The sequence below is a fragment of the Streptomyces sp. NPDC048338 genome (assembly GCF_043201055.1).
Taxonomy (GTDB): Bacteria; Actinomycetota; Actinomycetes; order Streptomycetales; family Streptomycetaceae; genus Streptomyces.
Genome location: NZ_JBICYQ010000009.1, coordinates 15,979 through 38,819, shown reverse-complemented (window position 1 = coordinate 38,819; position 22,841 = coordinate 15,979). Strand labels below are relative to the sequence as shown.

Below are 22,841 nucleotides of genomic sequence, written 5' to 3'. Positions count from 1 at the left end.
GATGCCGCTCCGCTCGGGGTCAGGCGATGAGCAGTCCGATACCGCCGAGGGTGTACGCGATCATCAGCGCGAACAGCGGCAGTTGGCCCGCCACCGCCCGGGCGGGCGGGAAGAGGCGGACCGAGCGGTCGTGGGCGGCGACGACACCGAGGACGTGGCCGGTGACGATGGCGGCGACCTGGAGGGTCGCGAGGCCGCCGGGGGCGAGGGGCGGGTCCGGGGCGGGGGCGTTGTCAGTGCCCGCTGCCATCATGACGGTACGTGGCCCTTCGGTCACGAGGAGTGTGAAGTAGTGGGCGACGAGATAGCCGAGGGCGATCGGCAGGAGGGAGTGGGCGAAGGCGGTGAGGGGGCGGGTCAGCGAGCGGTTCATCAGGCGCAGGGCGCCGGCGCAGAGGCCGTAGAGGGCGGCGACGAGGGCGACGGTGGCGAGCAGGCCGAGGGTGGCGGTGACGGTCGGACCGAGGGGGGAGGTCTGGAGAGCGGTGAGCCAGCGGGGGTTGTCGGACAGGCCGTCGTAGGCGGTGGAGCCGAGGAGGACGCAGACGCAGGCGACCAGGCCGGGGGTCTGGGGGGTGGAGTCCAGGCCGTCGAAGGGCGAGCGCAGGACGAGCCGGCCGTCGGCGCGGCGGCCGAGCGGGGAGAGCCGGGCGAGGAGGGAGGAGTAGACCTCGAAGGGGTCGGCGTGGGCGAACCAGCGGGCGCCGTGGCGGGCCGCGCCGAGGAGCTGCACGCCCGCGTGCACGGCGAGGAAGGCCAGCAGGGTGGGGGTGGCCGCCGGTTCGGGTGCGGCGAGTTCGAGCCAGGCGAAGAGGAGGAGGCCGGCGGCGGCCGGACGGATGCCGACGGCGGCGGGCAGGGGCCGCGGGGTGCGCGGTGCGGGCAGCAGGGAGTGGACGGCGCGCAGCGGGTTGAGGAGGCGCCAGACGGGGCCGAGGAGAAGGGAGGCGGGGACGAGTCCGACCCAGAGGAGGACGTAGACGGCGCCGGGCGCGGGATTGCGGTCGGGGTCGTCGGGGCCGAGGAGGAGGTGCAGCAGGACGGTGACGGCGGCGGCGAGGCCGAGCGCGCGCAGGGCGACGCGGGTGGCCCGGGCGTCGGCGACGCGCTGGACGGCGGCGGGCAGGGGGCGGCCGGCGGCCGCCCCCCGGAAACGGGAGGCGGACCAGAGGAGGCCGAGGGCGAGGAAGGAGACGAAGAGCGCGGCGAAGGCGCCGGCGTAGGCGTAGAAGGGCGAGAGCGGGAGGTCGTGCCGGGAGCCGACGCCGTGGGCGAGCGGCAGGAAGGGGACGGGAGGGGCGGCGGTCACCGGACGACGAGTTGGGTCAGGACGAGTCCGGACTCGTGGGTCTCGACGTCGAAGAGGCCGGTGCGGTCGACGGTGAGGCTGATCGTGCCCGGCCGGCCCGGCTGGAGGGCGAGTTCGCGGTCGTAGCCGTGGACGTGCAGGGTGTCGGCGCGGTCGGCGGTGACCCGGAGGGTGAGGCGGTCGCCCTTCTTCAGCTCGATGCGGGAGGGGCGGGGCCGGACCGAGGTGCCGGTGACGGTGATGGCGACGGTGCGGCCGGGGTCGGCGGTCGGCGAGGGGGACGGAGCCGAGGACGCCGCCGTCGGCGCGGGGGCCGGTGTGGGGGCGGCCGCGGCGCCCGGGCGGAGGGTGGCCTCCACGGGCTTCCCGGCGACGGCCCACACGGTGTGGTCGTCCGCGTGGAGGCGGACGGTCAGGGTGCGGGCGCCGGCGGGGACATGGTGCCAGGGGCCGTAGAGACGGGCGGTCTCGCGTCCGTCGACGAGGAGCCGGGCGTGCCCCCGGCCCGGGATGGCGGCGCCGCCGACGCTCTCCGGGGTGAAGCGGAACCTCTCCACGGTGAGGTGGATGTTCCAGCCGCCCTCGGAGTCGGGCCGCGCCTCGACCCGCACGGCGGGGGCACCGGTGGCCGGCACCTCCCGCAGCCGGTGCCCGGACTCGTCCTTCGCCGCGAGCAGCGTGCCGCTGCTCCCGGTCGCCTCCTGATGAGTGGTCCCCGGCTTGTGGTGGGTCGTGGCCCGCCCGCCGCAGCCGCCGGCGAGAAGGGCGGTCAGGACGACGGCGAGGACGACGGCCACGGAGGCGGCGGGGCGCGCTGCCGTGCCGCGGGTCGCGGCAGGGCGCGCTGCCGTACGGTCGCCCTGCCGGGCGGGCCGGGCGGGCCGGGCGGGCCCGGTGCGCCCGCCGGGCCCGCTGCGCCGGGCGCCGCGGGCTGTGCCGACCGGATCGGCGCCGCGGGCGGAGTGACCCGTGAAATCGCCGCGGGCGGGGTCGGTGTCGCCGCCCGAAGGTGGCGTCGTTCCGGCCCTCACGCCGCACCGCCGGCCGGGAGATCCGTGCCCGGCCGCTCGGGGGGCTCGGTGGCGGGGTTCGCCGCGGTGGGCTGTGCGGAGCCCGGCGAGGAGGTGGGCGCCGCGCTGGACTGCGCGGGGTTCGCGGGGCCCGAGACCGCCGCGCCCGGAACCGTTGCGCCCGTCGCCACCGCGTCGGCCGCCTCGGTGCCCGGGACCGCGGTGTCCCGTGCCGTACCGCCGCCCGGTGCCGTACCGCCGTCCGGGGCGGGGCTCGTGGTGCGGCCCGCGGCGATCACGGCCCAGAGCACCCACACCACCGCGAGGAGCACACGCAGCCAGGCCGGGCTGAGCGGGATCCAGGGGATCATCAGGACGGCCTTGTCGAAGGCGTCGAGGAGCGTGAGGGCGCCGAGGGCGAGCGTGGTCCAGGCGAAGGCGGGGCGCGTGGGGCGCAGCGCGAGGCCCACGCCGACCCACCAGGCGCCGATCAGGAGCAGTGCCAGCGCGGGCAGCGGGCCCGGGGTGAGCCGCAGGGTCGACCCGGCCACGTCCAGGACCAGGCCCGCGAGGCCCAGCAGGGTCGCCGTTCCGGCGAGCCGGCTGCCGCGCAGCCGGCGCCACCACAGGATGCCGCCCACCAGCGCCAGGACGAGCGAACAGGCCAGGGCCAGCTGGGTCTCGACGCGCTGGACGCCGCGGGCGCCGTACCAGTCGCAGCCGGCCGGCAGCCGCCGCGCCTGGACGTTGTAGTCGGCGCAGACCAGGAGCTGGGCGATCTTGACCGGTTCGCCGACCAGCCGGTCGGTGTTCCCGGAGACCTCGCCCCAGCGGGCTCCGCACTCGGGCAGCGAGCCCGGGGTGGAGACCTCCGCGTCGACCTGCCAGCAGTTGCCGCCGCCCTGGCCGTCCCACCACACGTCCGTGCGGTTGGGGCGGGAGGCGCCGGACGCGTCGACGCCCAGGCGGTTCCCGGCGTAGCGGTTGTGGTGGGAGGTGTCGGTCTGCTTGCCCCACGCCGACTCGCCGCGGATGAAGGCGGGGACCGCGCTGAGGAAGAAGGCGGCGCGCTGGTGCCCGTACACCCAGTTGTTCTCGTAGAGGTTCCAGTTGCCGCCCGCGGTGATGATGCCGGTGCCGGGCGGCATGGAGATCTGCGGGCAGACGACGCCCTGCTCGTAGCCGCGCTCCACCGGCGGCTTGGCGCAGGTGCCGTCGGCGACGTACCGGTAGTAGTTCTGGTTGTTGTCGTGGATCAGGTTGCGCTCGAAGCGGGCGTGGTTCTGCGGGAGGCCGGGGTGCCCGGGGAAGGCGGAGTCCATGGAGGCGCCGCCCATGTTGTGGTCGAACTCGTTGTCGTGGACGTGGACGGAGTCCCCGGCCGTGCCGGAGTAGCCGACCATGTTGTGGTGGCTGCGGCAGCCGGTGATCTCGATCGAGTGGCGCGGGACGTCGTAGCCGCGGCCGTCGTTGATGTCGGAGGCCGAGCCGGGGTAGATGCCGGAGTCGCCGTTGCCGTAGGACTCGCAGTTCTTGTACAGGCCGTGGTCGGAGGCGAAGGTCAGGAAGCCGTACTCGTCGTTCCACCGGGTCAGGACGTCGTCGATGACGAACCCGTCGCCCGCGAGCACGTACAGCGAGTTGAAGGTGGTGCGCTGTGCGGTGAAGTTGCGGAAGTAGATCCCGTCCGACTCGTCGGCCCGGATGGCGTTGAGCTTGGCGTACTTGGCGTCCACGACGACGTCGAGGCGTGACGCTCCGGTGCCCTCGATCTGGAGGTTCTTCTTGCCGAGGATCGCGACCAGGTTCTGGTTGTGGGGGCACTGCTTCTGCTGCTCGTACGACAGGATCTGGTAGCCGAGCGCCGACTTGGGCGCCTTCAGCGTGGCGCAGGCGCCGGCCGGCGGGGCGAGGGAGGGCTCCTCCTCGTACAGGCCGGGCAGGACGGCGATGGTCATGCCGGGGCGGTCGACGGCGTCGACGGCCTGCTGGAGGTGGCGGTGTCCGGTGCGGGCGCAGCGTTCGAAGAGGGCCTGGTTCCGGGCCCGGAGATCGGCCGGGAAGCCGGCCGTCCGGCGCGCGAAGTCGGCCCGGTCGGTCTTGCAGACCAGGAGATCGGGCTCCCCCGTGCGCAGCACCGGCACGCTGCCGGAGCCGTCGGGGAAGGTGACGGGCCGCTCCTCGTGGGCCAGGGCCCCGGGGGCGGTGACGAGCGCGGCGGCGAGCGCCGCGAGAACGACCGAGAGCGCGACAAGGAGCCTGCGGGTCCACGACATGGGCGTGAGAGTAGAGCAATGTTCATCTTTTGGAACCCCCCGTGCACGCACCACGTCGAATCGAGACCTGCCGGGATCCCGTTGACGTGAGCGGTCGCGGAATCCTACGGTCATCCATAGGATTCCCTTGCGGGCTCAGGACAGGAGCGGGCGATGACCACGGAGACCACAGCGCAGGCGAGAAAGACGGCCGAGTCGCTGGCGTACAGCACCGGTTTCGGCAACGAGCACGGCTCGGAGGCGGTACCGGGCGCACTGCCGCACGGGCGGAACTCGCCGCAGCGCGCACCGCTGGGCCTGTACGCCGAGCAGCTGAGCGGCAGCGCGTTCACCGAGCCGCGCGCCCACAACCGCCGCTCGTGGCTGTACCGGATCCGCCCGTCGGCCGCGCACCCGCCGTTCACCCGGGCCGACAACGGCGCGCTGCGGTCCGCCCCCTTCACCGAGGCCGTCCCCGACCCGAACCGGCTGCGCTGGAACCCGCTGCCCGACCCCGCGCCCGGCACCGACTTCCTGGCCGGTCTGTGGACGCTCGGCGGCAACGGCGACACGACCCAGCGGACCGGCATGGCCGTGCACCTCTACCACGCCAACGCCTCCATGGACCGGGTGTTCAGCGACGCCGACGGCGAGCTGCTGATCGTGCCGGAGCGCGGCGGCCTCCTCCTGCGCACCGAGCTCGGCCTGCTCGCCGTCCGCCCGGGAGAGATCGCGCTGATCCCGCGCGGCGTCCGCTTCCGCGTCGACCTGCTCGACGAGAGCGCCCGCGGCTACGTCTGCGAGAACTACGGAGCCCCCTTCCAGCTCCCCGACCTCGGCCCGATCGGCGCCAACGGTCTGGCCAACGCCCGCGACTTCCGCGCGCCGGTCGCCGCCTACGAGGACGTCGAGGGCCCGGTCGAGGTCGTCAACAAGTACTGCGGCAACCTCTGGTCCGCGACCTACACCCACTCCCCGCTGGACGTCGTCGCCTGGCACGGCAACCACACGCCCTACGTCTACGACCTGCACCGTTTCAACGTCATCGGGACGATCTCGTACGACCACCCGGACCCGTCGATCTTCACGGTGCTCACCTCGCCGTCCGACACCCCCGGCCTGGCGGGCGTCGACTTCGTGGTCTTCGCCCCGCGCTGGCTGGTGGGCGAGGACACCTTCCGCCCGCCGTACTTCCACCGCAACGTGATGAGCGAGTACATGGGCCTGATCGAGGGCGCCTACGACGCGAAGGCGGAGGGCTTCGTGCCCGGCGGCGGTTCGCTGCACAACATGATGTCCGCGCACGGCCCGGACCGGGAGACCTTCGACCGGGCGAGCGCCGCCAAGCTGAAGCCGCAGAAGATCGACGACGGCCTGGCCTTCATGTTCGAGACCCGCTGGCCCGTCACGGCCACCGCGCAGGCGGCGAACGCCGACCATCTGCAGAAGGGGTACGACGACGTGTGGCAGGGTCTTGAGCGCCACTTCCGGTCGTAGTACGCCGTAGTACGGAGAACGCCGTGACCGCCTTCGCCCCCGACTCCCTGGTCCTGAACCGCAAGCTGCCGCTCTGGTACCAGGTCTCGCAGTCCCTGCGCGCGTCCATACTCGGCCGCACGCCCGACGCCTCCCTGCGGCTGCCCACCGAGGAGCAGCTCGCGACGCACTACGGCGTCAGCGTGCTGACCATGCGCCAGGCCCTCAAAGAGCTGGAGGAGGAGGGGCTGATCAGCAGGCACCGGCGGCGCGGCACGTTCATCGAGCCGGGCGCCCGTCGTTCGACCCCTCGCCGGCTGCTCGGCTCGATCGACGCGATCGTGGCCCAGCAGTCGGGCGAGCGGACGACGGTGCTCGGTCACGGCACCGAGCCGGTGCCGGGAGAGCTGGCCGAGTACTTCCCGGACCTGCCGGAGGTGGTCGCGTACCGGCGGCTGCGCTGCGACGGCGAGAGCGGCGAACCCACCAACTGGGCGGAGAACGCCGTGCGGCCCGAGCTGGCGGCCGCGGTGGATCCGGCGGACCTGGAACGCTGGCCGATGACGAAGGTGCTGCGGGACGTGGTGGGTGTCCGGATCAGCCGCATCACGGACACGGTCGAGGCCCGGCTCGCGGACCCGGAGACGGCGGCGCTGCTCCAGGTGCCGCTGCTGTCGCCGATCCTGCACTACACGGGCGTGACGTACGACGAGGACGGCCGGGTCGTGGACGTGGCCCGGATCCGCTACCGCGGCGACCGCTTCTCCTTCACGGTCACGGTCGAGGCCCAGCACTGAGCACCGGTGCACCGCGGGCCGGGGGCACCTCCCGGGCGGAGCCCAGGGGAGGGACTTCCGCAACACGCTTTAGCATGCGGGGCGTGACCGAAGACCCGCGGCTCGACGACATGCCGCTGCTCGACGAGCTCATGCCCTGGTCCGTGGCACCGCTGCGGCTCGGGCGGTCCTGGATCGTGGCGCCCGACGTCCGCACGCTGCGGGCCCGCTGGGAGCGGCTGGTGGCCGCCCGCGGGGACGAGCGGGAGGAGCTGTTCCGCCCCAGCAGGGCGCGTACGACGGCGAGTTCGGTGGCCGCGCTGCCGGGTCAGCGCACCGGCACCGGCCGGTTCGCCCGCGAGGACGGCCCCTGCCCCGCACCCGTACGCCTCGCCCACGGGCCCTTCGACGAACAGTGGCTGCTCCCCGACCACCGGCTGATCGACAACGCCCGGCCCGAGCTGTGGCGGGTCGCCGACGCCTCCCAGCTGTTCGTCGTCGAGCAGGGTCACGTGCCGGGCGCCACCGGGCCCGCGCTGCTGGTGACCGCCGCGGTGCCCGACGGCCGCTCGCCGGCCGGACGGCCGGGCAGGATCCGCCCCCTGTTCCGCCGCCCCGGCGGTCTGGAGCCCAACGTCACGCCCGGTCTGCTGCCCCTGCTGTGCGAGCGGTACGGGCAGGCCGTCACGGCCGCGGACCTGTCGGCCTGGGTGGTGGCGGCGGCGCTCCCCTCCCCCGCCGGGTGCCGGGTGCCGCTGCCACGCGACCCCGACGTCTGGCGCTCGGGCGTGGAGCTCGGGCGGCGCCTCACCGACATCCAGCTGCGCGGCGCACACGGTGGCGAGAAGCCGCGACTGCCGGGCGGGCGTCGGCCCTACGTGCGGGCCCCGATCCCGGCCCGGCCGGCCACGGTGGCGTACGACGCGGGCCAGGAGACCCTGGAGCTGGACGAGGGCCGGATCTCCCCCGTGCCCGCCGAGGCATGGGACTTCCACGTGTCGGGCGCGCGGATGCTGGAGCAGTGGTTCGCGCACCGTACGGCGCAGGCCGAGCCGGGCAGTCTGGAGGCGATGGGCCCGGCGGCCTGGCCCCAGGAGTGGACCTCGGAGCTGCTGGAGCTGATCACGGTGCTCGCGCTGCTGGCCCAGCGGGAGCCGGAGCGTGCGGCGCTCGCCGCGCACCCGGGCACGACCCGCGCGGAGCTCCGGGCGGCCGGGGTGCTCCCGGTACCGGCGGCGGCGCGCCGCCCGGCATCCGTCCTCGACCACCAGGAGGAAGGCCCGGAGGGCCAGTTCGCGCTGCTTTAGGGGGTGCCCTGCCGATCAGGCCGAACCCACCACGAACGAGTCGAGCGCCCGCCCCAGCGTCCGTTCGAAGATCTCCTCGGGGTCGAGCGGCGCGCCGCCGGACTCGCTCAGGACCGCGGCCAGTCGCGGGTGGCCGCCCTCGGCGAGCCGTCCCATCAGATAGGCGCCGCGCACGGCCTGTTCCTGTTCCTCGGACCAGGGAAGCCCCCGGGCCCGCTCGGCGAGGGCGAGTTCGTTGGCGACGATCGTCATCACGGTACCGTTGACCGTCGCGATCAGCTCCATCTTGGTGCCGCCGGGGAGGTCGAGCCCGTCCAGGCACGCCAGGCATCCTTCCAGGAAGCGCAGGGCCTGGGGGCCGAAGGCGTACGCGGTCGTCATCAGCCGGATCACCCAGGGGTGGCGGCGCAGGATCGCCCGGGCCTGGCGGCCCACGGCGAGCATGTCGGCCCGCCAGTCGCCGCTCGGCGGGTCGGGCAGTTCGTACTCCGCGCTGACGGCGTCGACCATCAGCTCGTACAGATCCTCTTTGCGCGGCACGTAGTTGTAGAGCGACATCGTGCCGCAGCCGACCTCGGCCGCGATCCGGCGCATCGAGACCGCGTCGATGCCGTCGGCGTCGGCGATGCGCACCGCCGCGGCCACGATGTCGGCACGGCTGTACGCCGGCCTGGGGCCGCGACCCGCGCGCTCGGGGCGCGCCCAGATCACTTCGGGTTCGGCCGCTCGGCCCGCCATGGATCATCACCTCGCCTCCATCGTAGTTACGTACGCCGTACGTAGTGGGGTATGGTCAGGCCATGACTACTACGTACGCTGTACTTAGTGAAGGTCTGCAGAAGCGCTATGGGGAGGTCCATGCCCTGCGCGGGCTCGATCTGGCCGTCCCGGAAGGCACGGTCTGCGGCGTCCTCGGCCCGAACGGCGCGGGCAAGTCCACCGCCGTACGGGTGTTGACCACCCTGGTCGCCCCCGACGGGGGCAGCGCGCGGGTCGCCGGGCACGACGTCGTCCGGGATCCGGCGGGAGTGCGCCGGCGCATCGCGGTCACCGGGCAGCACGTCTCGGTCGACGGCGACCTCACGGGCGCCGAGAACCTGCGGCTCTTCGCCCGGCTGCTGCGCGCCCCGCGCGCCCGCGCCGACGAACTCCTGGAGCGGTTCGGCCTGGCCGAGGCCGCCGGGCGGCCCGCCCGGACCTACTCGGGCGGCATGCGCCGCCGGCTGGACCTGGCCGCGAGCCTCCTCGTGCCGCCCCGGGTCCTCTTCCTCGACGAGCCCACCACCGGGCTGGACCCGCACAGCCGGAACGGGATCTGGGACGCCGTACGGGGGTTGGCGTCCCAGGGCACGACCGTGCTGCTCACCACCCAGTACCTGGAGGAGGCCGATCAGCTCGCCGACGACATCGTGCTGATCGACGAGGGCCGGGCCGCCCACCGGGGCACCCCGGCCGAACTGAAGGCCGCGATCGGCAACCGCGCGGAGGTGGTGGTCGCCGACCCCGCCCTGCTCACCGCCGCGGCCGCCGTCCTGGACCAGCTCACCGGCTCCGCGCCGGTGCTGGACCCCGAGCGCCGCACGGTCGGCGTGGTGACCACGGACGCCACCCTCACCCTGCCGCGGCTCGTCCGGGCGGTGGACGCGGCCGGCGTCGGGATCGTCGACGCGAGCCTGCGCCCGCCCACCCTCGACGAGGTGTTCCTGCGCCTCACGCACCGGAAGGAGCTCGCGGCATGAGCGCATGGGTCCAGGGCGGGACGGAGGCGCCGTCCGCGCGGGCGGCGCTGGCCGACGGGTGGGCGATGCTCGGCCGGCACCTGCGGCGGGTCCGGCACGCCCCGGCGATCGTCGTCCTCACCCAGACGATGCCGATCGTCTTCCTCCTGTTCTTCGGGTACGTCTTCGGCAGCGCGCTCGCGATGCCCGGCGCGGACTACCGCGCCTTCCTGGTGCCGGGCCTGCTCGTGGCGACGGCGGCCGGCGGCCTCATGACCGGCATGATGCAGGCCGCGCAGGACGCCCACCGGGGGGTGATGGACCGGTTCCGGACCCTTCCGATGAGCCGGGCCGCGGTGCCGCTCGGCCAGGCGCTCGCGGACGTGCTCGTCAGCGCGGTCGGCATGGTGCCCCTGCTGCTCACCGGGCTGGCGATGGGCTGGCGGATCGAGGGGACGGCCTGGGAGGCGCTCGGCGCCGTCGGGCTGCTGCTCCTCTTCCGCTTCGCGACGACCTGGGCGGGCATCCTGCTGGGCCTCTCCTCGCGCAGCGAGGAGGCCGCCGGCCAGCTCGGCAGCGCCTCGTTCATGCTGCCGCTGCTGTCCAACGCGTACATCCCGACCGAAGGTCTGCCGGGATGGCTGCGCACGGTGGCCGAGTGGAACCCGATCTCGGCGGTGACGACGGCGGTGCGCGAGCTCTTCGGCAACGCGTCCGCTCCCGCGGACGCCGCCTGGCCGGTGGCGCATCCGGTGGCCGGGGCGGTGCTCTGGTCCCTGCTCCTGATCGCCCTCTTCGCGCCGCCCGCCGTACGCCGGTACGCGCGCGGGTGAGCCGGTGCGGGGCGGCCGCCGGGTGAGCCGCGCCCGCTCCGCGCGGGCGCCCGCCCGCGCCGGGTGACCGAGGAACGGTCGGCAGGTGACAACGGCGGTATCCGCAGGGTAGGCAGGGCTTCCATGAGCACTCAGCCACTCCCCTTGGAGGGGATCACGGTCGTCGCGGTCGAACAGGCCGTGGCCGCCCCCTTCGCCACCCGCCAGCTGGCCGACCTCGGCGCCCGGGTCGTCAAGATCGAGCGCCCGGACGGCGGCGACTTCGCGCGCGGGTACGACACGGCGGCCGGCGGACTCGCCTCGCACTTCGTCTGGTGCAACCGGGGCAAGGAGTCGGTCGCGGTCGATCTCAAGGATCCGCGGGGGCTCGCCCTGGTCCGGCGGCTGGTCGCCGGGGCCGACGTGTTCGTGCAGAACCTGGCCCAGGGCGCGGCGGCCCGGCTCGGCCTGGACGCCGCCACCCTGTGCGCCGCGCATCCGCGGCTGATCGCGGTCGACGTCTCGGGGTACGGCCCGGGCGGGCCGTACGCGGACAAGCGGGCCTACGACATGCTCGTCCAGTGCGAGGCGGGGCTCGTGTCGGTGACCGGGACGCCGGACCAGCCGGTCAAGTCGGGTGTCCCGGCGGCCGACATCGCGGCCGGGATGTACGCGTACACGGGCGTCCTCGCCGCGCTGGTCCGGCGCGGCACCACCGGACGCGGCGGCCCGGTGGAGGTCTCGCTCCTGGACGCGCTGGCCGAGTGGATGGGTCACCCTCTGCACCATGTGATGCACGGGGGCACGGCCCCGGCGCGTACGGGTCTGGCGCACGCCGTCATCGCGCCGTACGACGCCTACCCGACCGCGGACGGGAGCCTGGTGCTGCTGTCCGTGCAGAACGACCGCGAATGGCGGCGTCTCGCCGAACGGGTGCTGGAGCGGCCGGAGCTCGCGGACGACCCCGAGTTCGCCACGAACACGGCGCGGGTGGCCGGCCGCGGCAGGACCGACGAGGCGGTCGCGGCGGCGCTGGCGCCGCTCGACGCGGCCCAGGCGCTGGCGCGGCTGGAGGCGGCGGGCATCGCCTGCGCGCGGCTCAACACCGTCGCGGACCTGGCGGAACACCCGCAGCTCGCGGCGCGGGACCGCTGGCGTTCCGTGGACTCGCCGGTCGGGTCACTGCGTGCGCTGCTCCCGCCGGTGACGTTCCCGGACGGGCCGGAGCCGCGCATGGGCCGCATCCCGGCGCTGGGCGAGGACACCGCGAAGGTGCTCGGGGAGCTGGGGGTCGCCGAGGGCGAGCTGCGGGAGCTGCGCGAGCGGGGCGTGGTGGCCTGACGGACACCGGGGGAGGCGGCGCCGTCGGGTGCGTTCATCTGTTCCGCCGGCTTCCCGGGCGGGACCCGGAGGCGGAACAGATGCCCGCGATCGTGCTGGTGAGGCGGAGGACGGCGGTCGGGCCGAGCGGGGAGCGGGCGGGGTGCGCGTGCGGGGAGCACGCGGCGTCCCGGTCCGACCGGTCCGGCCCGTCAGCCGTGGTTGCCGAAGAGCGAGCGGCGCAGGCGGCGCAGCGGGGCGAAGAGCGAGACGCGCGCGCTCTTGCTGCGACGGCTGTGCGTGCGGTCGCGCGCGGTCAGTTCGCGCATCAGCAGCGTCGCCTCGGCCGCCTCGCGCTGCGGCACGGCGGGGCCGCCGAGCACCGCGAGATGACGGTCGAGCCGCGAACTGGTCGCGCTGCTACCGCAGGTGATGGCAGGCACTCGCGGCCTGCTGCGCATTGCTATCTGTTCCATGTCACTCCCCACCCTAACGAGGGCACCCGGCCCGGGCAGGTTAACCCTATCGCCCCGCTGTGACACCCGTGTATCCCGACGACGCGATTGACCACACTCGTACGGGGGTTGACGGTCACTCTCCGAATCCGTGTGATTCCAGGGCGAGTTGGACAGCGATCGAACACCTGCCGAACCGTCACGAACCATCCTGCACTCAAGGTCGTCACTCCTGATCACCTGACGGTGTGTGATCTCCACCACCAAGATCAACGTGAACCCGGCCGGGTGAGTTCGAAGTACCCCGCCCGGGGGCAGATATGCCCCACTGCACCCATCGCCGGACAGGGGACGCGCCATGACCGTGATCGCAGGGCGGTACCGGCTCCTGGACGTGCTCGGCGAGGGCGGCATGGGGACCGTCTGGCGGGCCCGGGACGAGGCCCTGGCCCGTGACGTCGCCGTCAAGGAGGTCCGCGCCCCGGCCGGACTCCCCGCCGACGACCGGCGCCGGCTGTACGCCCGCCTGGAACGGGAGGCGTGGGCCTCGGCCCGGATCTCGCACCGCAACGTCGTGACGGTCTACGACGTGGCCACCGAGGACGACCGCCCGTGGATCGTGATGGAGCTGGTCCCCGGGCTCACCCTCGCCGAGGTCCTGGACGCGGAGGGCCCGATGCCCCCGCAGCGCGCCGCCCACGTCGGCGCCGAGGTGCTGGCGGCCCTGCGCGCGGCGCACGAGGCGGGGGTCCTGCACCGGGACGTGAAGCCGGGCAACGTCCTGATGTCCAACGACGGCCGGGTCGTGCTGACCGACTTCGGCATCGCGACCGTGGCGGGGACCTCCCCGCTGACGATGACCGGGGAGCTCGTCGGGTCGCCCGAGTACCTGGCTCCGGAGCGGGCGCTCGGGCGCACCCCGGGTCCCGCCTCGGACCTGTGGTCGCTCGGGGTGCTGCTGTACCGCGCCGTGGAGGGCCGTCCGCCGTTCCGTGGGGACTCGGCGCTCGACACCCTGCGGGCCGTGGTGGACGAGGAGCCGACGCCGCCGCTCCGGGCCGGCGCGCTGGCCCCGGTGATCGAGGGGCTGCTGCGCAAGGATCCGGAGGAGCGTCTGCAGGCCGCCGAGGCCGAGCGGCAGTTGCGGCTGGTGGGGGCGGGCGGGACGCCGCGTTCGGGGCCGGTGCGGGCGGAGCCGGCCGGCGCGGCACGGCCGGCGGGATCACCCGAGGGGGGCGCCCCCGCCCCTCCGCCGACGCCGGCCCGCGGACCCGGGGGCGAGTCGCCGACGCTCGCGCGGCGCGGGGTGGACGAGGAGCGGCAGAGGCGTGCCGTCGTGGTGCTCGCCGTCGCGATCGCCCTCCTGCTGCTGGCCGTGGGCGGGCTGGCGTACGTACTGCTGCGGGACGACGAGCCCGGCGGTACGCCTCCGGGCGGCGGGACCACGACCGGCGCGCCCGCGACCACCACCGCCCCGACGAGCGCCTCGTCGGCCCCGTCGGAGGGGACGGCCTCGGCGAGCCCGACGCCGAGCCCCACGACGAGCGGGCCGACGAGCGGGAGCCCCACACCGCCGGCTCAGACGGTGCAGGTGTTCGTGACCGCCGTGCGCGCGCGGTACACCGGCCCGTGCCCGCCGCCGCAGGACGCCGCGCCCGCGTTCACGGCGGCCGTGGCGGTGGGACGGACACCCGCCTCGGTCGAGTACCGCTGGGTCACGGAGAGCGGCGAGGGGTCCGACTCCGACTGGCGGAAGCTGGAGTTCCCCGAAGGCGGCCCGGCCTCGCGGCAGCTGGACCACACGGAGACGGCGGATCGGGGCGCCGGGGCGCATCGCGACCGGGTCCGGCTGGAGGTCCGCGCACCGGCCCGGGTCGAGTCGGACTGGGAGGCGTTCTCGGTGACCTGCGCACCGGCGACCCCGACGGGCGGGGCCACCGGCGCGGGGGGTGCGGTTACGCCGCGCTCCTGAAGGAGGGCAGGTAGCCCCCGGACTGCCCGGAGGCGGTGGGGTGGTAGGACTCGCCGATGTTGAGCCAGTTGACGCTGTGCAGCCAGGCCGAGCCGGAACAGATCTCGTGTCCGGTGAAGGTGGGGACGACGCTCGCGAAGGTGTAGCCGTGGTCGGCCGCGCGCTTGGCGGTGGCCGCGTTGAGGTAGTCGGCGGCGTTGTTGATGGCGGTCCGCTCGTTCTCGCTCAGTCCGGCGATGCAGCCGCCGCCGAGCTTGTAGAAGCGGGGGTAGCCGAGGACGACGACCCGGGCGGCGGGGGCCTTGGTCCTGATCGCCGAGTACACCGCGTCGAGCTTCCCGGGCAGGGTGCTGTCGACGTAGCCCTTGGCTTGATTGACGCGGTTGATGCAGGTGGATTCGGACTGGAGGACACAGGTCGTCATGACGTCCGCGAAGCCGGCGTCGTTGCCGCCGATGGTGATCGAGACGAGGTCGGTGGCGGCGGACAGGGGACCGAGCTGGCTGCTCGTCACATCACCCGTTCGGGCGCCCGAGCAGGCGGTGAAGGCGAAGGAGGAGGGGGAGTTCGCGTTCGCCCAGAGAACCGGGAAGGCGCGCGTGGAGCGCTTGCAGTTGCCGCTGGCGCTGTCGTAACTCCCGGCCCCCACACCGGAGGAGTAGGAGTCACCGAGAGCCACGTAGTCGAGTGCGGCGGTCTCGGCGGCCTGGGCGGCCCCCGCGCCGGTGGTGAGGGCGAGGACGGTGCCGAGCAGGAGTGAGGACGTGAACGCCGTGATGCGCGACAGTTTCATGAAACCTCCCTGTAGCAGGATCTCTGCGTTACTAGGTAGTAGCAGCGGACCCGACGCTCTGGAAGTGTCCATGCCAAGAACGTTTGGAAAGCGCTCACTGAGACGCCGTCACGAACCCGCCCCCCAAGCCGCTTTCGGGGGCGCCGACGGCCCTGGCCGAGTGGCTCGAAATCCCCGGATGGAGCAGCGGGTTCAAGCCGGTGACGTGGTCCGATACGACGCGCGGAGCGTCCCGTTCAAAACACCGTGCGCGAAATGCCCGGTTGCCGGATCATGGGCGCCATGTCTGCCACATCGCCCGTACCGTCCGGGCCACCGGGGCCGTCGGAATCGACCGACCCGCGGCGGGCGCTGCCGATCCGGCTCAACGTCGACGACAGCGACTCCCCCGCCGACGTCGTCGACGCGCTGTTCCTCGGCCGCTTCGCGACCGGCGAGCAGCCGCACTCCCACAGCACCACCCTGGACCGCGTGAAGCCGGCCGCGACCCTGCTGCCGGCCGGCGCCCACGTGCTGCGCGCCGCCAAGGACGACGACCGCCGTGCCGTACTCGCCGAGGGCGACGGCTGGACGCTACTCGTCTCGCGCTGGAACCGGGGCGCGGACGTCACCGTCACCGCGACGGACCCGGACCTCGCGGAGAAGATCCTGCGGGAGGCGACGGACGGGGCGAAGGACGATCCCGAACCGCAGCCCGAGAACGTGACGATGGGCTTCTGGTACGTCTCGCCCCGGCGCGGCCCGCACCGCACGACCCGTCAGATCAGCGCCGGCACCTGGGAGGAGATCCGCCCCAACTACACGGCGCCGGTGGCCGACGCGATGGACGGGCTGATGAAGGTCACCCCGGACGACATCGCGGGGCGTCTGCTGCTCCTCCACGGGCCGCCGGGGACCGGCAAGACCTCGGCGCTGCGTACCCTCGCCCGCTCCTGGCGGGACTGGTGCCAGGTGGACTGCGTCCTGGACCCCGAGCGGCTCTTCAACGACGTCGGCTACCTGATGGACATCGCGATCGGCGAGGACGAGGGCACGGCCAAGGGGCGGTGGCGGCTGCTGCTCCTGGAGGACTGCGACGAGCTGATCCGCGGCGAGGCGAAGCACACCGCCGGCCAGGCGCTGTCCCGGCTGCTCAACCTGACGGACGGTCTCCTCGGGCAGGGGCGCAACGTCCTCGTCGGCGTCACGACCAACGAGGACCTGGAGCGGCTGCACCCGGCGGTCGTCCGCCCGGGCCGGTGCCTGGCGCGGGTCGAAGTGGGCGCCCTGACGCACCACGAGGCGGCCACCTGGCTCGGCACCGAGGAGGGGATCGGGCGCGAAGGAGCCACGCTCGCGGAGCTGTTCGCGCTGCGCCGGGGCACACCCGCGGCCGGCGTCCCCGGCTCCCGCGCCCCGGAGGCCGGCCTCTACCTGTGAGCCGGGGCCGGCGCCGCCGGAACGGGGGTCGGAACGGGGGTCGGGACGTGGATCGGGACGGGCGGGCGCCGCCGGAACGGTTCCGGCTCCCGGTGCGCGATCGGCCGGTCCTCCCCGACCGCCGCCCGGGCCCCGCGCCGGGCCGCCCCAGGTCAGCCGCCGTAGGCCGCCCGCAGCGCGTCCTCGACGGCCGCCCGGGCCGCCTCCCGTGTCAGCCCCAGCCGCCTGGCCTCCGCCGCGTAGCCGGCCGCGGCGGCAGCCGCCAGCCGGTCCGCCGCGTCGCCCGCCGCGGCCACGAACGTGCCGTGCCGGCCGCGCGTCTCGATCACCCCGTCCGCCTCCAGCGCCTTGTACGCCTTGGCGACCGTGTTCGCCGCCAGGCCCAGGTCCTCGGCGAGGCCGCGCACCGTCGGCAGTTTGTAGCCCACGGGCAGCGCCCCTGAGCGGGCGCGCTCCGAGATCTGGGCGCGGAGTTGTTCGTACGGAGCGGTGGTGGCGCCGGTGTCCACGTTGATTCGCAAGGTCACGGCCCGATTCTGCCCCCGATCCGGGCAAAATTGGGAGGCGGCCGTCCCCGACCCGCGCGTACCTTCGGGCCATGACTGTGATCGTTCGCGATGTCCGGCCCGAGGACGCCGAGGGCTTCGCCCGCGTCCGGCGCGCCTCCCTCCCCTTCATGCTCGCCACCGCCGAGCAGGTGGCCTTCGACTGGGCGCACGCCCACCCCGACGGCCACGAACGGCCGCTGGTGGCCGCGACCGCCGAGGGCGAGATCATCGGCAGCGCGCAGGTCCGGATCGCGCACGACGCACCGGAACCGCACGTCGGCTCCCTCAACATCTACGTGCATCCCGAGCACCGGGGCCTCGGCGCCGGCACCCTGCTCGCCCGGTCCGCCGAGGAGCACCTGACGGAACGCGGCGCGACCACCCTGTACAGCTGGGTCCTCGACGCCCCGGCGAACCGGGCCTTCGCCGAACGGCACGGCTACACCTCCCGCCGTTCCGCCCACTTCCTCCGTCTCGACCTGGCCGGTGCCGAGCTCCCGCCCCTCGCCGAGCCGCCCGCGGGGGTCGAACTGCGCCCGGCCTCGGCGTACGCGGACGACCCGCGGCCGCTGTTCACGCTGGACGCGCTGACGACCGCGGACGAGCCGGGCGACGTGGGGGCCGAGCTCACGGACTACGCGCACTGGCTGGCGACCACCTGGAACCACCCCCTCTTCGACCCCGAGCTGACGACCGTCGCGGTCGTCGACGGCCGGCCGGCGGCGTTCAGCGCCGCCCAGACCGACGGCCTCGGCCGCTACAACTCGGGGATGACCGGCACCGATCCGGCCTTCCGGGGCCGCGGCCTGGCCAAGCTGGCGAAGAACCACTCGCTGCACCGGGCCCGCGCCGCCGGCTGCACCGAGGCCTTCACCGGCAACGACGCGGGCAACGAGCCGATGCTCGCGATCAACAAGTGGTTCGGGTACGAGATCTGCGCGACGGAGGTGCGCCATGTCCGCACGGTCGGTTGAGGTGGTGCTGACGAAGGCGGGCCGGACGAAGATCCGGTATCCCGCCGACGTCGTGTCCGACGACGGTCGCCGGCTCACGGTCCGCGCCCCGTGGGCGGCCGAGGGAGTACGGGACTTCGGCTTCGTCCGCTTCGAGCCGGGGGACGTCTTCGTCGAGCACTACTGGCGCGACCGCTGGTACGCGGTCAAGGAGGTCCGCTCCGCCGACGGCACGCTCAAGGGCTGGTACTGCGACGTCACCCGGCCGGCCGCGGTCGAAGGCGACGAGGTCGTGGTCGAGGACCTGGACCTGGACCTGTGGGTGTCGGCCGACGGCAGCGAGGTGCTGCGGCTGGACGAGGACGAGTTCGCGGCGAGCGGCCTGGCCGCCGCCGACCCGGAGGCGGCGGCCTGCGCCGTCGTCGCCCTCGACGAGCTGGAGGTCCTCGGCCGCGAGGGCCTGATCGACCTGCTGGGCGCCGGCCCGTCCCACTGATCGGGCGCGGTGCCCGCGGAGCCGACCGGCCGCGCCGGCCGCCGGACAGGTGGAGTGCCCGCCGGACAGGCGGGGCGGCGGCCGGCCCGACCGTCCGCGTACCGCGGCCGGGCAGCTCCGCACGGTGATCACCCGTCAGGCGGCCGGTGCGGCGCCGGCCACGGGCGTCGCTCACCGGTCAGGCGCGCAGGCCCAGTTCGACGTCCGCCTCCTCGGTGGCGCGCACGCCGGGCAGGGGGAGCCCCATCGGGCCCGGCACGAGCTGCATCAGCGCGGCCCGCACGTGGGCGGCGCCCGCGCGCTGGAGGGGCTCCTCGACGACACCCGAGTGGGACCAGGCGCGCACCCGGCCGTCGCAGACGGCGCGGGTGCCGCCGATGCCGGTGGAACGGTCCTGCCGGACGAGCGAGCTGCTCACGAAGACCGTTCCGGCGCTGTCGTCGGCACAGCGGTAGGTGCCGGAGAGGGTGACCGTCCCGTCGGGCGCGACCGTTCCGGTCCCGTCGACGGTGAGCCCGTCGGCGAGGAGGACTCCCGCCCTGTCGAGGGGACGGGCCGGGGCGGCGGTCGCGGCGTTCGGGGTGGCGGCGAGCAGCAGGGTGCCGAGGGCGAGGGCGATTCGGAGACGCACGGGAAGGTCCTTCGGTGGGGGGATGTCGCCCGCCAGGGATACCGGATCACGCCGCTCCGGCATCGAAACTCACTCGATCGGGGGCGAGTTGAGCAGCTTCCGGTAGTGAATACGGTCGTACGGTCCGTCCACGCGCCGCCCGACGACCTCGTACCCGTACCGCTCGTACAGCTTCTGGTTCTCCCACATCATCGCGTTGGTGAGCAGGCGGACCTCGGGCAGGCCGAGCGCGCGGGCCCGCGCCTCGACCCATGCCATGAGGGTGCGGCCCAGGCCGGTGCCCTGGGCCGCGGGGTCGACGGCGATCGTGTCGAGGTAGAGGTGGTCGTCCTCGGGGACGACGACCACGAGTCCCCGCACCGGATCGCCGAGGACGAACACCCGCCCCGCCGCCACGTTCGACGCGTGGTCCGCCCGCATCGGGCCGGGTACGAGACCGATCCGCTCGACGTAGTGCCCGAAGGCGGCGTCGATCAGGGCCTTGACGGCCGGCACGTCGGTGGCGACGGCGGGGCGGGGCAGCGCGTGGGTCATACCGTCACGTTACGACGGCGGGTGATCACCTTCCTCAGCAGCGGCCAGCCCAGCAGCAGCACGACGACCGCGTAGACGGTGAGCGAGAAGGGCGTGTCGACCAGTCCGGCCGGCGACCCGTCACTGATCTGCAGGGCGCGGCGCAGCTGCTGTTCGGCGGCCGGGCCGAGGATGACGCCGATGACGGCGGGCAGGACGGGGAGTCCGTAGCGCCGCATGCCGAAGCCGATCAGCCCGACGACCAGCAGGACGACCAGGTCGAGCGCCTCACCGCCCACCGCGTAGGCGCCGACGGCGGCGAAGAAGAGGATGCCGGCGTAGAGGTACGGGCGCGGGATGCGCAGCAGCTTGGCCCAGACCGGGGCGAGCGGCAGGTTCAGCGCGAGCAGCAGCACCATGCCGACGAAGAGGGAGGCGATCAGGCCCCAGACCAGGTCGGGTTCCCGCTCGAACAGCAGCGGGCCGGGCTGGATGCCGTACTGCTGGAAGGCGGCGAGCATGACGGCCGCCACGGCGGTGGTCGGCAGCCCCAGCGTCAGCATGGAGACGAGGGTGCCGGCCGCGGATGCGGACGCGGCGGACTCGGGTCCGGCGACGCCCTCGATGGCGCCCTTGCCGAACTCGTCCCGGTGCTTGGAGAGCCGCTTCTCCGTCACGTACGACAGGAAGGTGGGGATCTCCGCGCCGCCCGCCGGGACGGCGCCGAACGGGAAGCCGATGAGCGGTCCGCGCAGCCAGGACTTCCAGGTGCGCCGCACGTCGTCCCTGCCGAGCCAGGGCCGTCCGACGGGGATGGCCTGACCGCTCGTACGGCGCAGGTGGGCGGCGACCCACAGAGCCTCGCCGATCGCGAAGAGACCGACCGCGACGATGACGACGTCGATCCCGTCGGCGAGCTGGAGCGAGCCGAAGGTGAGGCGCTGCTGGCCGGTCATCTGGTCGAGTCCGACCAGGCCGATCGTGAGGCCGACGAGGAGCGAGGCGAGGCCGCGGATGCGGGAGGAGCCGAGGACCGAGGTCACCGCGATGAAGGCGAGGACCATGATCGCGAAGTAGTCGGGCGCTCCGATGCCGACGGCGAGCGCGGCGACCGTCGGGGCGAGGGCGACGAGCAGCAGGGTGCCGACCAGGCCGCCGGTGAAGTGGCCGATGGCGGCCGCCGCGAGCGCCTGGGCGCCGCGGCCCGCCTTGGCCATCGGATGGCCCTCCAGGGCGGCGACGACCGCGGCGCTCTCGCCGGGGGTGTTGAGCAGGATCGAGGTGGTGGAGCCGCCGAACATGGCTCCGTAGTAGATACCGGCGAACATGATGAAGGCGCCGGTCGGTTCGAGCCCGTACGTCGCCGGGAGCAGCAGGGCGACCGCCATCGCGGGGCCGATGCCGGGCAGGACGCCGATGGCGGTGCCCAGCAGCACGCCGACGGCCGCCCACAGCAGGTTCATCGGGGTCAGCGCGGTGCCGAAACCGTCGATCAGGGAGTTGATCGAGTCCATGGGTCAGAGCACTCCCATCAACGGACCGCCGGGCAGCGGCACTCCGAGCAGGTGGTCGAAGACGACGTACGTGAGCAGCGAGAGCACGGCCGCGATGAGCGGGTCCCGGTGGAGGTGACGGCTGCCGAGCGCGTAGGCGGCGCCCCAGAACAGCAGGGCTCCGGCGACGGGGAAGCCGACGGGGCCGATGAGCACGGCGAAGCCGAGGAAGACTCCGGCCAGGAGGAGGACGGTGCGCCGGTCGGCGGGCTCGGAGAGGTCGACGTCCTCGCCGGCCTCGGCCTCGCCCCGGCCGCCGCGCAGGACGTCGAGCGCGAGGAGGACGGCGACGACGAGGAGGCCGGTGCCGACGACGAACGGGACGGTCCGCGGGCCGACCGGGCCGCGCTGGGTGAGGTCGACGGTCATGGTGAGGGCGTCCGTGAGGACGAGGACGCCGAGGTGGAAGAGGAGGACGCCGACGCCGAGTTCGGAGTGCTCGCGCAGCCACGAGGTTCTGGCCGCGGAGGCCGGGGCGGTGGTGTCCTCGGGCGCCTCGTCGGGGGCGCCGCCGGGTGTGGCGTCGGTCCGGATGCTCACAGTCCCAGCTCCTCGAGTACCGCGCCGACGCGGTGGTCCTGCGCGGTGAGGAAGTCTCCGAACTCCTCGCCGGCCAGGAAGGCGTCGTTCCAGCCGTGGGTCCTGAGGGACTCGCGCCACTGCGGGGAGGCGTGCAGTTCCCGGGCGAGTCCGACGAGCCTGTCGCGTTCGGCGTCGGTGAGGCCGGGCGGGGCGACGATCCCCCGCCAGTTGGTGAACTCGGTGTCCAGACCGGCCTCGCGGAGGGTCGGGGCGTCGAGGCCGGGGACGCGCTCGGCGCCGGTGACGGCGAGGAGGCGCAGTTCGCCCGACCTGACCTGGTCGAGGTACTCGCCGACGCCCGAGACGCCGAAGGCGACCTTGTCCCCGAGGATCGAGGCGAGGAGCTCCCCGCCGCCGTCGAAGGGGACGTAGTTGACGCTCCTCGGCGCGATGCCGGCAGCCTGGGCCATCAGCATCGGGGCGAGGTGGTCGGGACCGCCGGGCGACGAGCCGCCGCCGACGGGCAGTTTGCCGGGGTCCTTCCGCCAGGCGGCGAGCAGGTCCTGGATGGTCCTGTACGGGGAGTTCCGGCCGACCACGACGATGTCCTGCTCCTCGGTGAGCCGGGCGATCGGGGTGGTGTCGGCGAGGGTCCTCGGGGTCTTGTTGGTGTGGACCGCCCCGACGACGCCGAGGCCCATCGACATGGCGAGCCGGCCGTTGCCGTGCTCGCCGACGAGCCGGGTGAGGCCGACGGTGCCGCCGGCGCCGGGGAGGTTGAAGACCTCGATGCCGTTGGTCAGCCCGGCGTCCTCGGCGTTCTTCGCCGCGGTGCGGGCGGTGATGTCGTAGCCGCCGCCGGGGGTGTTCGGGACCATGAAGCGCAGGCCGGGTATCCGGGTGCCGGTGTCGGCGCCGCTGCCGGTCGAGAGCAGCGGCGGCCCCACGAACACCAGCAGTGCCGCCCCGAGGAGCGCGAGGGGAGTGCGTGGACGCACGGGTG

The 22,841-nt window shown here is 74.1% G+C and carries 22 protein-coding genes; 10 read left to right on the top strand and 12 right to left on the bottom strand.

The genetic code is table 11. The features are described from left to right. Positions 1 to 19 precede the first annotated feature (19 nt). The 3 genes from ACGFZF_RS21255 to ACGFZF_RS21245 are packed head-to-tail and all read right to left on the bottom strand — an operon-like array spanning position 20 to position 4,595. Positions 20 to 1,309, bottom strand: a complete 1,290-nt coding sequence (locus ACGFZF_RS21255) for a hypothetical protein (protein WP_393556269.1) — start codon at positions 1,307 to 1,309, stop codon at positions 20 to 22. Continuing rightward, positions 1,306 to 2,340, bottom strand: a complete 1,035-nt coding sequence (locus ACGFZF_RS21250) for a hypothetical protein (protein WP_393556267.1) — start codon at positions 2,338 to 2,340, stop codon at positions 1,306 to 1,308. Before ACGFZF_RS21250 ends, ACGFZF_RS21255 begins: the two co-directional genes overlap by 4 nt. Beyond that, a complete protein-coding gene (locus ACGFZF_RS21245) occupies positions 2,337 to 4,595 on the bottom strand; it encodes a right-handed parallel beta-helix repeat-containing protein (RefSeq protein ID WP_393556265.1) in 2,259 nt (752 codons plus the stop codon). The genes ACGFZF_RS21250 and ACGFZF_RS21245 overlap by 4 nt, the downstream gene beginning before the upstream one ends. Positions 4,596 to 4,748: 153 nt before the next feature. Between ACGFZF_RS21245 and hmgA the strand changes: the two genes are divergently transcribed. The 3 genes from hmgA to ACGFZF_RS21230 all read left to right on the top strand — a co-directional run bounded on the left by hmgA (position 4,749) and on the right by ACGFZF_RS21230 (position 8,133). Continuing rightward, complete coding sequence (hmgA, locus tag ACGFZF_RS21240; protein WP_393556263.1) at positions 4,749 to 6,071, top strand: homogentisate 1,2-dioxygenase; 1,323 nt, start codon at positions 4,749 to 4,751, stop codon at positions 6,069 to 6,071. 23 nt (positions 6,072 to 6,094) lie between these two features. Further along, positions 6,095 to 6,847 (top strand): GntR family transcriptional regulator, encoded by a 753-nt coding sequence (locus ACGFZF_RS21235; protein WP_393556262.1) that lies wholly within the window; start codon positions 6,095 to 6,097, stop codon positions 6,845 to 6,847. A 74-nt stretch (positions 6,848 to 6,921) separates the two neighbouring features. After that, positions 6,922 to 8,133, top strand: coding sequence for a type ISP restriction/modification enzyme (locus ACGFZF_RS21230; RefSeq protein WP_393556261.1), 1,212 nt, complete (start codon positions 6,922 to 6,924; stop codon positions 8,131 to 8,133). A gap of 15 nt (positions 8,134 to 8,148) precedes the next feature. Here the strand turns inward: ACGFZF_RS21230 and ACGFZF_RS21225 are convergent, their stop codons facing one another. Next, positions 8,149 to 8,871, bottom strand: coding sequence for a TetR/AcrR family transcriptional regulator (locus tag ACGFZF_RS21225; RefSeq protein ID WP_393556260.1), 723 nt, complete (start codon positions 8,869 to 8,871; stop codon positions 8,149 to 8,151). 62 nt (positions 8,872 to 8,933) lie between these two features. Between ACGFZF_RS21225 and ACGFZF_RS21220 the strand changes: the two genes are divergently transcribed. The 3 genes from ACGFZF_RS21220 (at position 8,934) to ACGFZF_RS21210 (ending at position 12,004) form a co-directional block, all read left to right on the top strand. After that, the gene (locus tag ACGFZF_RS21220) at positions 8,934 to 9,872 is read left to right on the top strand and encodes an ATP-binding cassette domain-containing protein (protein ID WP_393556258.1); all 939 of its coding nucleotides are present in this window, start codon (positions 8,934 to 8,936) and stop codon (positions 9,870 to 9,872) included. Next, on the top strand, positions 9,869 to 10,684 hold the full coding sequence (locus ACGFZF_RS21215) for an ABC transporter permease (protein ID WP_393556256.1): 816 nt from the start codon (positions 9,869 to 9,871) through the stop codon (positions 10,682 to 10,684). Before ACGFZF_RS21220 ends, ACGFZF_RS21215 begins: the two co-directional genes overlap by 4 nt. 123 nt (positions 10,685 to 10,807) lie before the next feature. Then, positions 10,808 to 12,004 carry a CaiB/BaiF CoA transferase family protein gene (locus tag ACGFZF_RS21210; protein WP_393556254.1) on the top strand — a complete coding sequence of 399 codons (1,197 nt, stop codon included), beginning with the start codon at positions 10,808 to 10,810 and terminating at the stop codon, positions 12,002 to 12,004. Between the two features lie 191 nt (positions 12,005 to 12,195). Here the strand turns inward: ACGFZF_RS21210 and ACGFZF_RS21205 are convergent, their stop codons facing one another. Then, positions 12,196 to 12,459 (bottom strand): hypothetical protein, encoded by a 264-nt coding sequence (locus tag ACGFZF_RS21205; RefSeq protein ID WP_356601104.1) that lies wholly within the window; start codon positions 12,457 to 12,459, stop codon positions 12,196 to 12,198. Positions 12,460 to 12,796: 337 nt separating this feature from the next. On the opposite strand from ACGFZF_RS21205, the gene ACGFZF_RS21200 reads away from it, so the two are divergent. Further along, a complete protein-coding gene (locus ACGFZF_RS21200; protein ID WP_393556251.1) occupies positions 12,797 to 14,410 on the top strand; it encodes a serine/threonine-protein kinase in 1,614 nt (537 codons plus the stop codon). On the opposite strand, the gene ACGFZF_RS21195 is transcribed toward ACGFZF_RS21200, so the two are convergent. Then, entirely contained in the window at positions 14,394 to 15,203 is an 810-nt protein-coding gene (locus ACGFZF_RS21195; protein WP_393556249.1) for an SGNH/GDSL hydrolase family protein, read from the bottom strand. The genes ACGFZF_RS21200 and ACGFZF_RS21195 overlap by 17 nt on opposite strands. A 273-nt stretch (positions 15,204 to 15,476) precedes the next feature. Between ACGFZF_RS21195 and ACGFZF_RS21190 the strand changes: the two genes are divergently transcribed. Next, positions 15,477 to 16,622 carry a DUF5925 domain-containing protein gene (locus ACGFZF_RS21190; protein ID WP_393556247.1) on the top strand — a complete coding sequence of 382 codons (1,146 nt, stop codon included), beginning with the start codon at positions 15,477 to 15,479 and terminating at the stop codon, positions 16,620 to 16,622. Between the two features lie 152 nt (positions 16,623 to 16,774). Here ACGFZF_RS21190 and ACGFZF_RS21185 read toward each other — a convergent pair whose 3' ends face one another. Then, positions 16,775 to 17,149 (bottom strand): GntR family transcriptional regulator, encoded by a 375-nt coding sequence (locus ACGFZF_RS21185; protein WP_393556245.1) that lies wholly within the window; start codon positions 17,147 to 17,149, stop codon positions 16,775 to 16,777. 71 nt (positions 17,150 to 17,220) lie between these two features. Between ACGFZF_RS21185 and ACGFZF_RS21180 the strand changes: the two genes are divergently transcribed. Continuing rightward, positions 17,221 to 18,144, top strand: coding sequence for a GNAT family N-acetyltransferase (locus ACGFZF_RS21180; protein ID WP_393556243.1), 924 nt, complete (start codon positions 17,221 to 17,223; stop codon positions 18,142 to 18,144). Next, positions 18,125 to 18,619, top strand: coding sequence for a DUF402 domain-containing protein (locus ACGFZF_RS21175; RefSeq protein ID WP_393556241.1), 495 nt, complete (start codon positions 18,125 to 18,127; stop codon positions 18,617 to 18,619). The genes ACGFZF_RS21180 and ACGFZF_RS21175 overlap by 20 nt, the downstream gene beginning before the upstream one ends. A 178-nt stretch (positions 18,620 to 18,797) precedes the next feature. On the opposite strand, the gene ACGFZF_RS21170 is transcribed toward ACGFZF_RS21175, so the two are convergent. The 5 genes from ACGFZF_RS21170 to ACGFZF_RS21150 form a co-directional block, all read right to left on the bottom strand. Next, positions 18,798 to 19,250, bottom strand: a complete 453-nt coding sequence (locus ACGFZF_RS21170; RefSeq protein ID WP_393556239.1) for a DUF6299 family protein — start codon at positions 19,248 to 19,250, stop codon at positions 18,798 to 18,800. Positions 19,251 to 19,319: 69 nt separating this feature from the next. Then, positions 19,320 to 19,784, bottom strand: coding sequence for a GNAT family N-acetyltransferase (locus tag ACGFZF_RS21165; protein ID WP_393556237.1), 465 nt, complete (start codon positions 19,782 to 19,784; stop codon positions 19,320 to 19,322). Beyond that, the gene (locus tag ACGFZF_RS21160; protein WP_393556235.1) at positions 19,781 to 21,277 is read right to left on the bottom strand and encodes a tripartite tricarboxylate transporter permease; all 1,497 of its coding nucleotides are present in this window, start codon (positions 21,275 to 21,277) and stop codon (positions 19,781 to 19,783) included. Before ACGFZF_RS21160 ends, ACGFZF_RS21165 begins: the two co-directional genes overlap by 4 nt. A 3-nt stretch (positions 21,278 to 21,280) precedes the next feature. Beyond that, positions 21,281 to 21,856 carry a tripartite tricarboxylate transporter TctB family protein gene (locus ACGFZF_RS21155; protein WP_393556233.1) on the bottom strand — a complete coding sequence of 192 codons (576 nt, stop codon included), beginning with the start codon at positions 21,854 to 21,856 and terminating at the stop codon, positions 21,281 to 21,283. Continuing rightward, the gene (locus ACGFZF_RS21150; protein ID WP_393556231.1) at positions 21,853 to 22,836 is read right to left on the bottom strand and encodes a Bug family tripartite tricarboxylate transporter substrate binding protein; all 984 of its coding nucleotides are present in this window, start codon (positions 22,834 to 22,836) and stop codon (positions 21,853 to 21,855) included. Before ACGFZF_RS21150 ends, ACGFZF_RS21155 begins: the two co-directional genes overlap by 4 nt. Positions 22,837 to 22,841 lie beyond the last annotated feature (5 nt).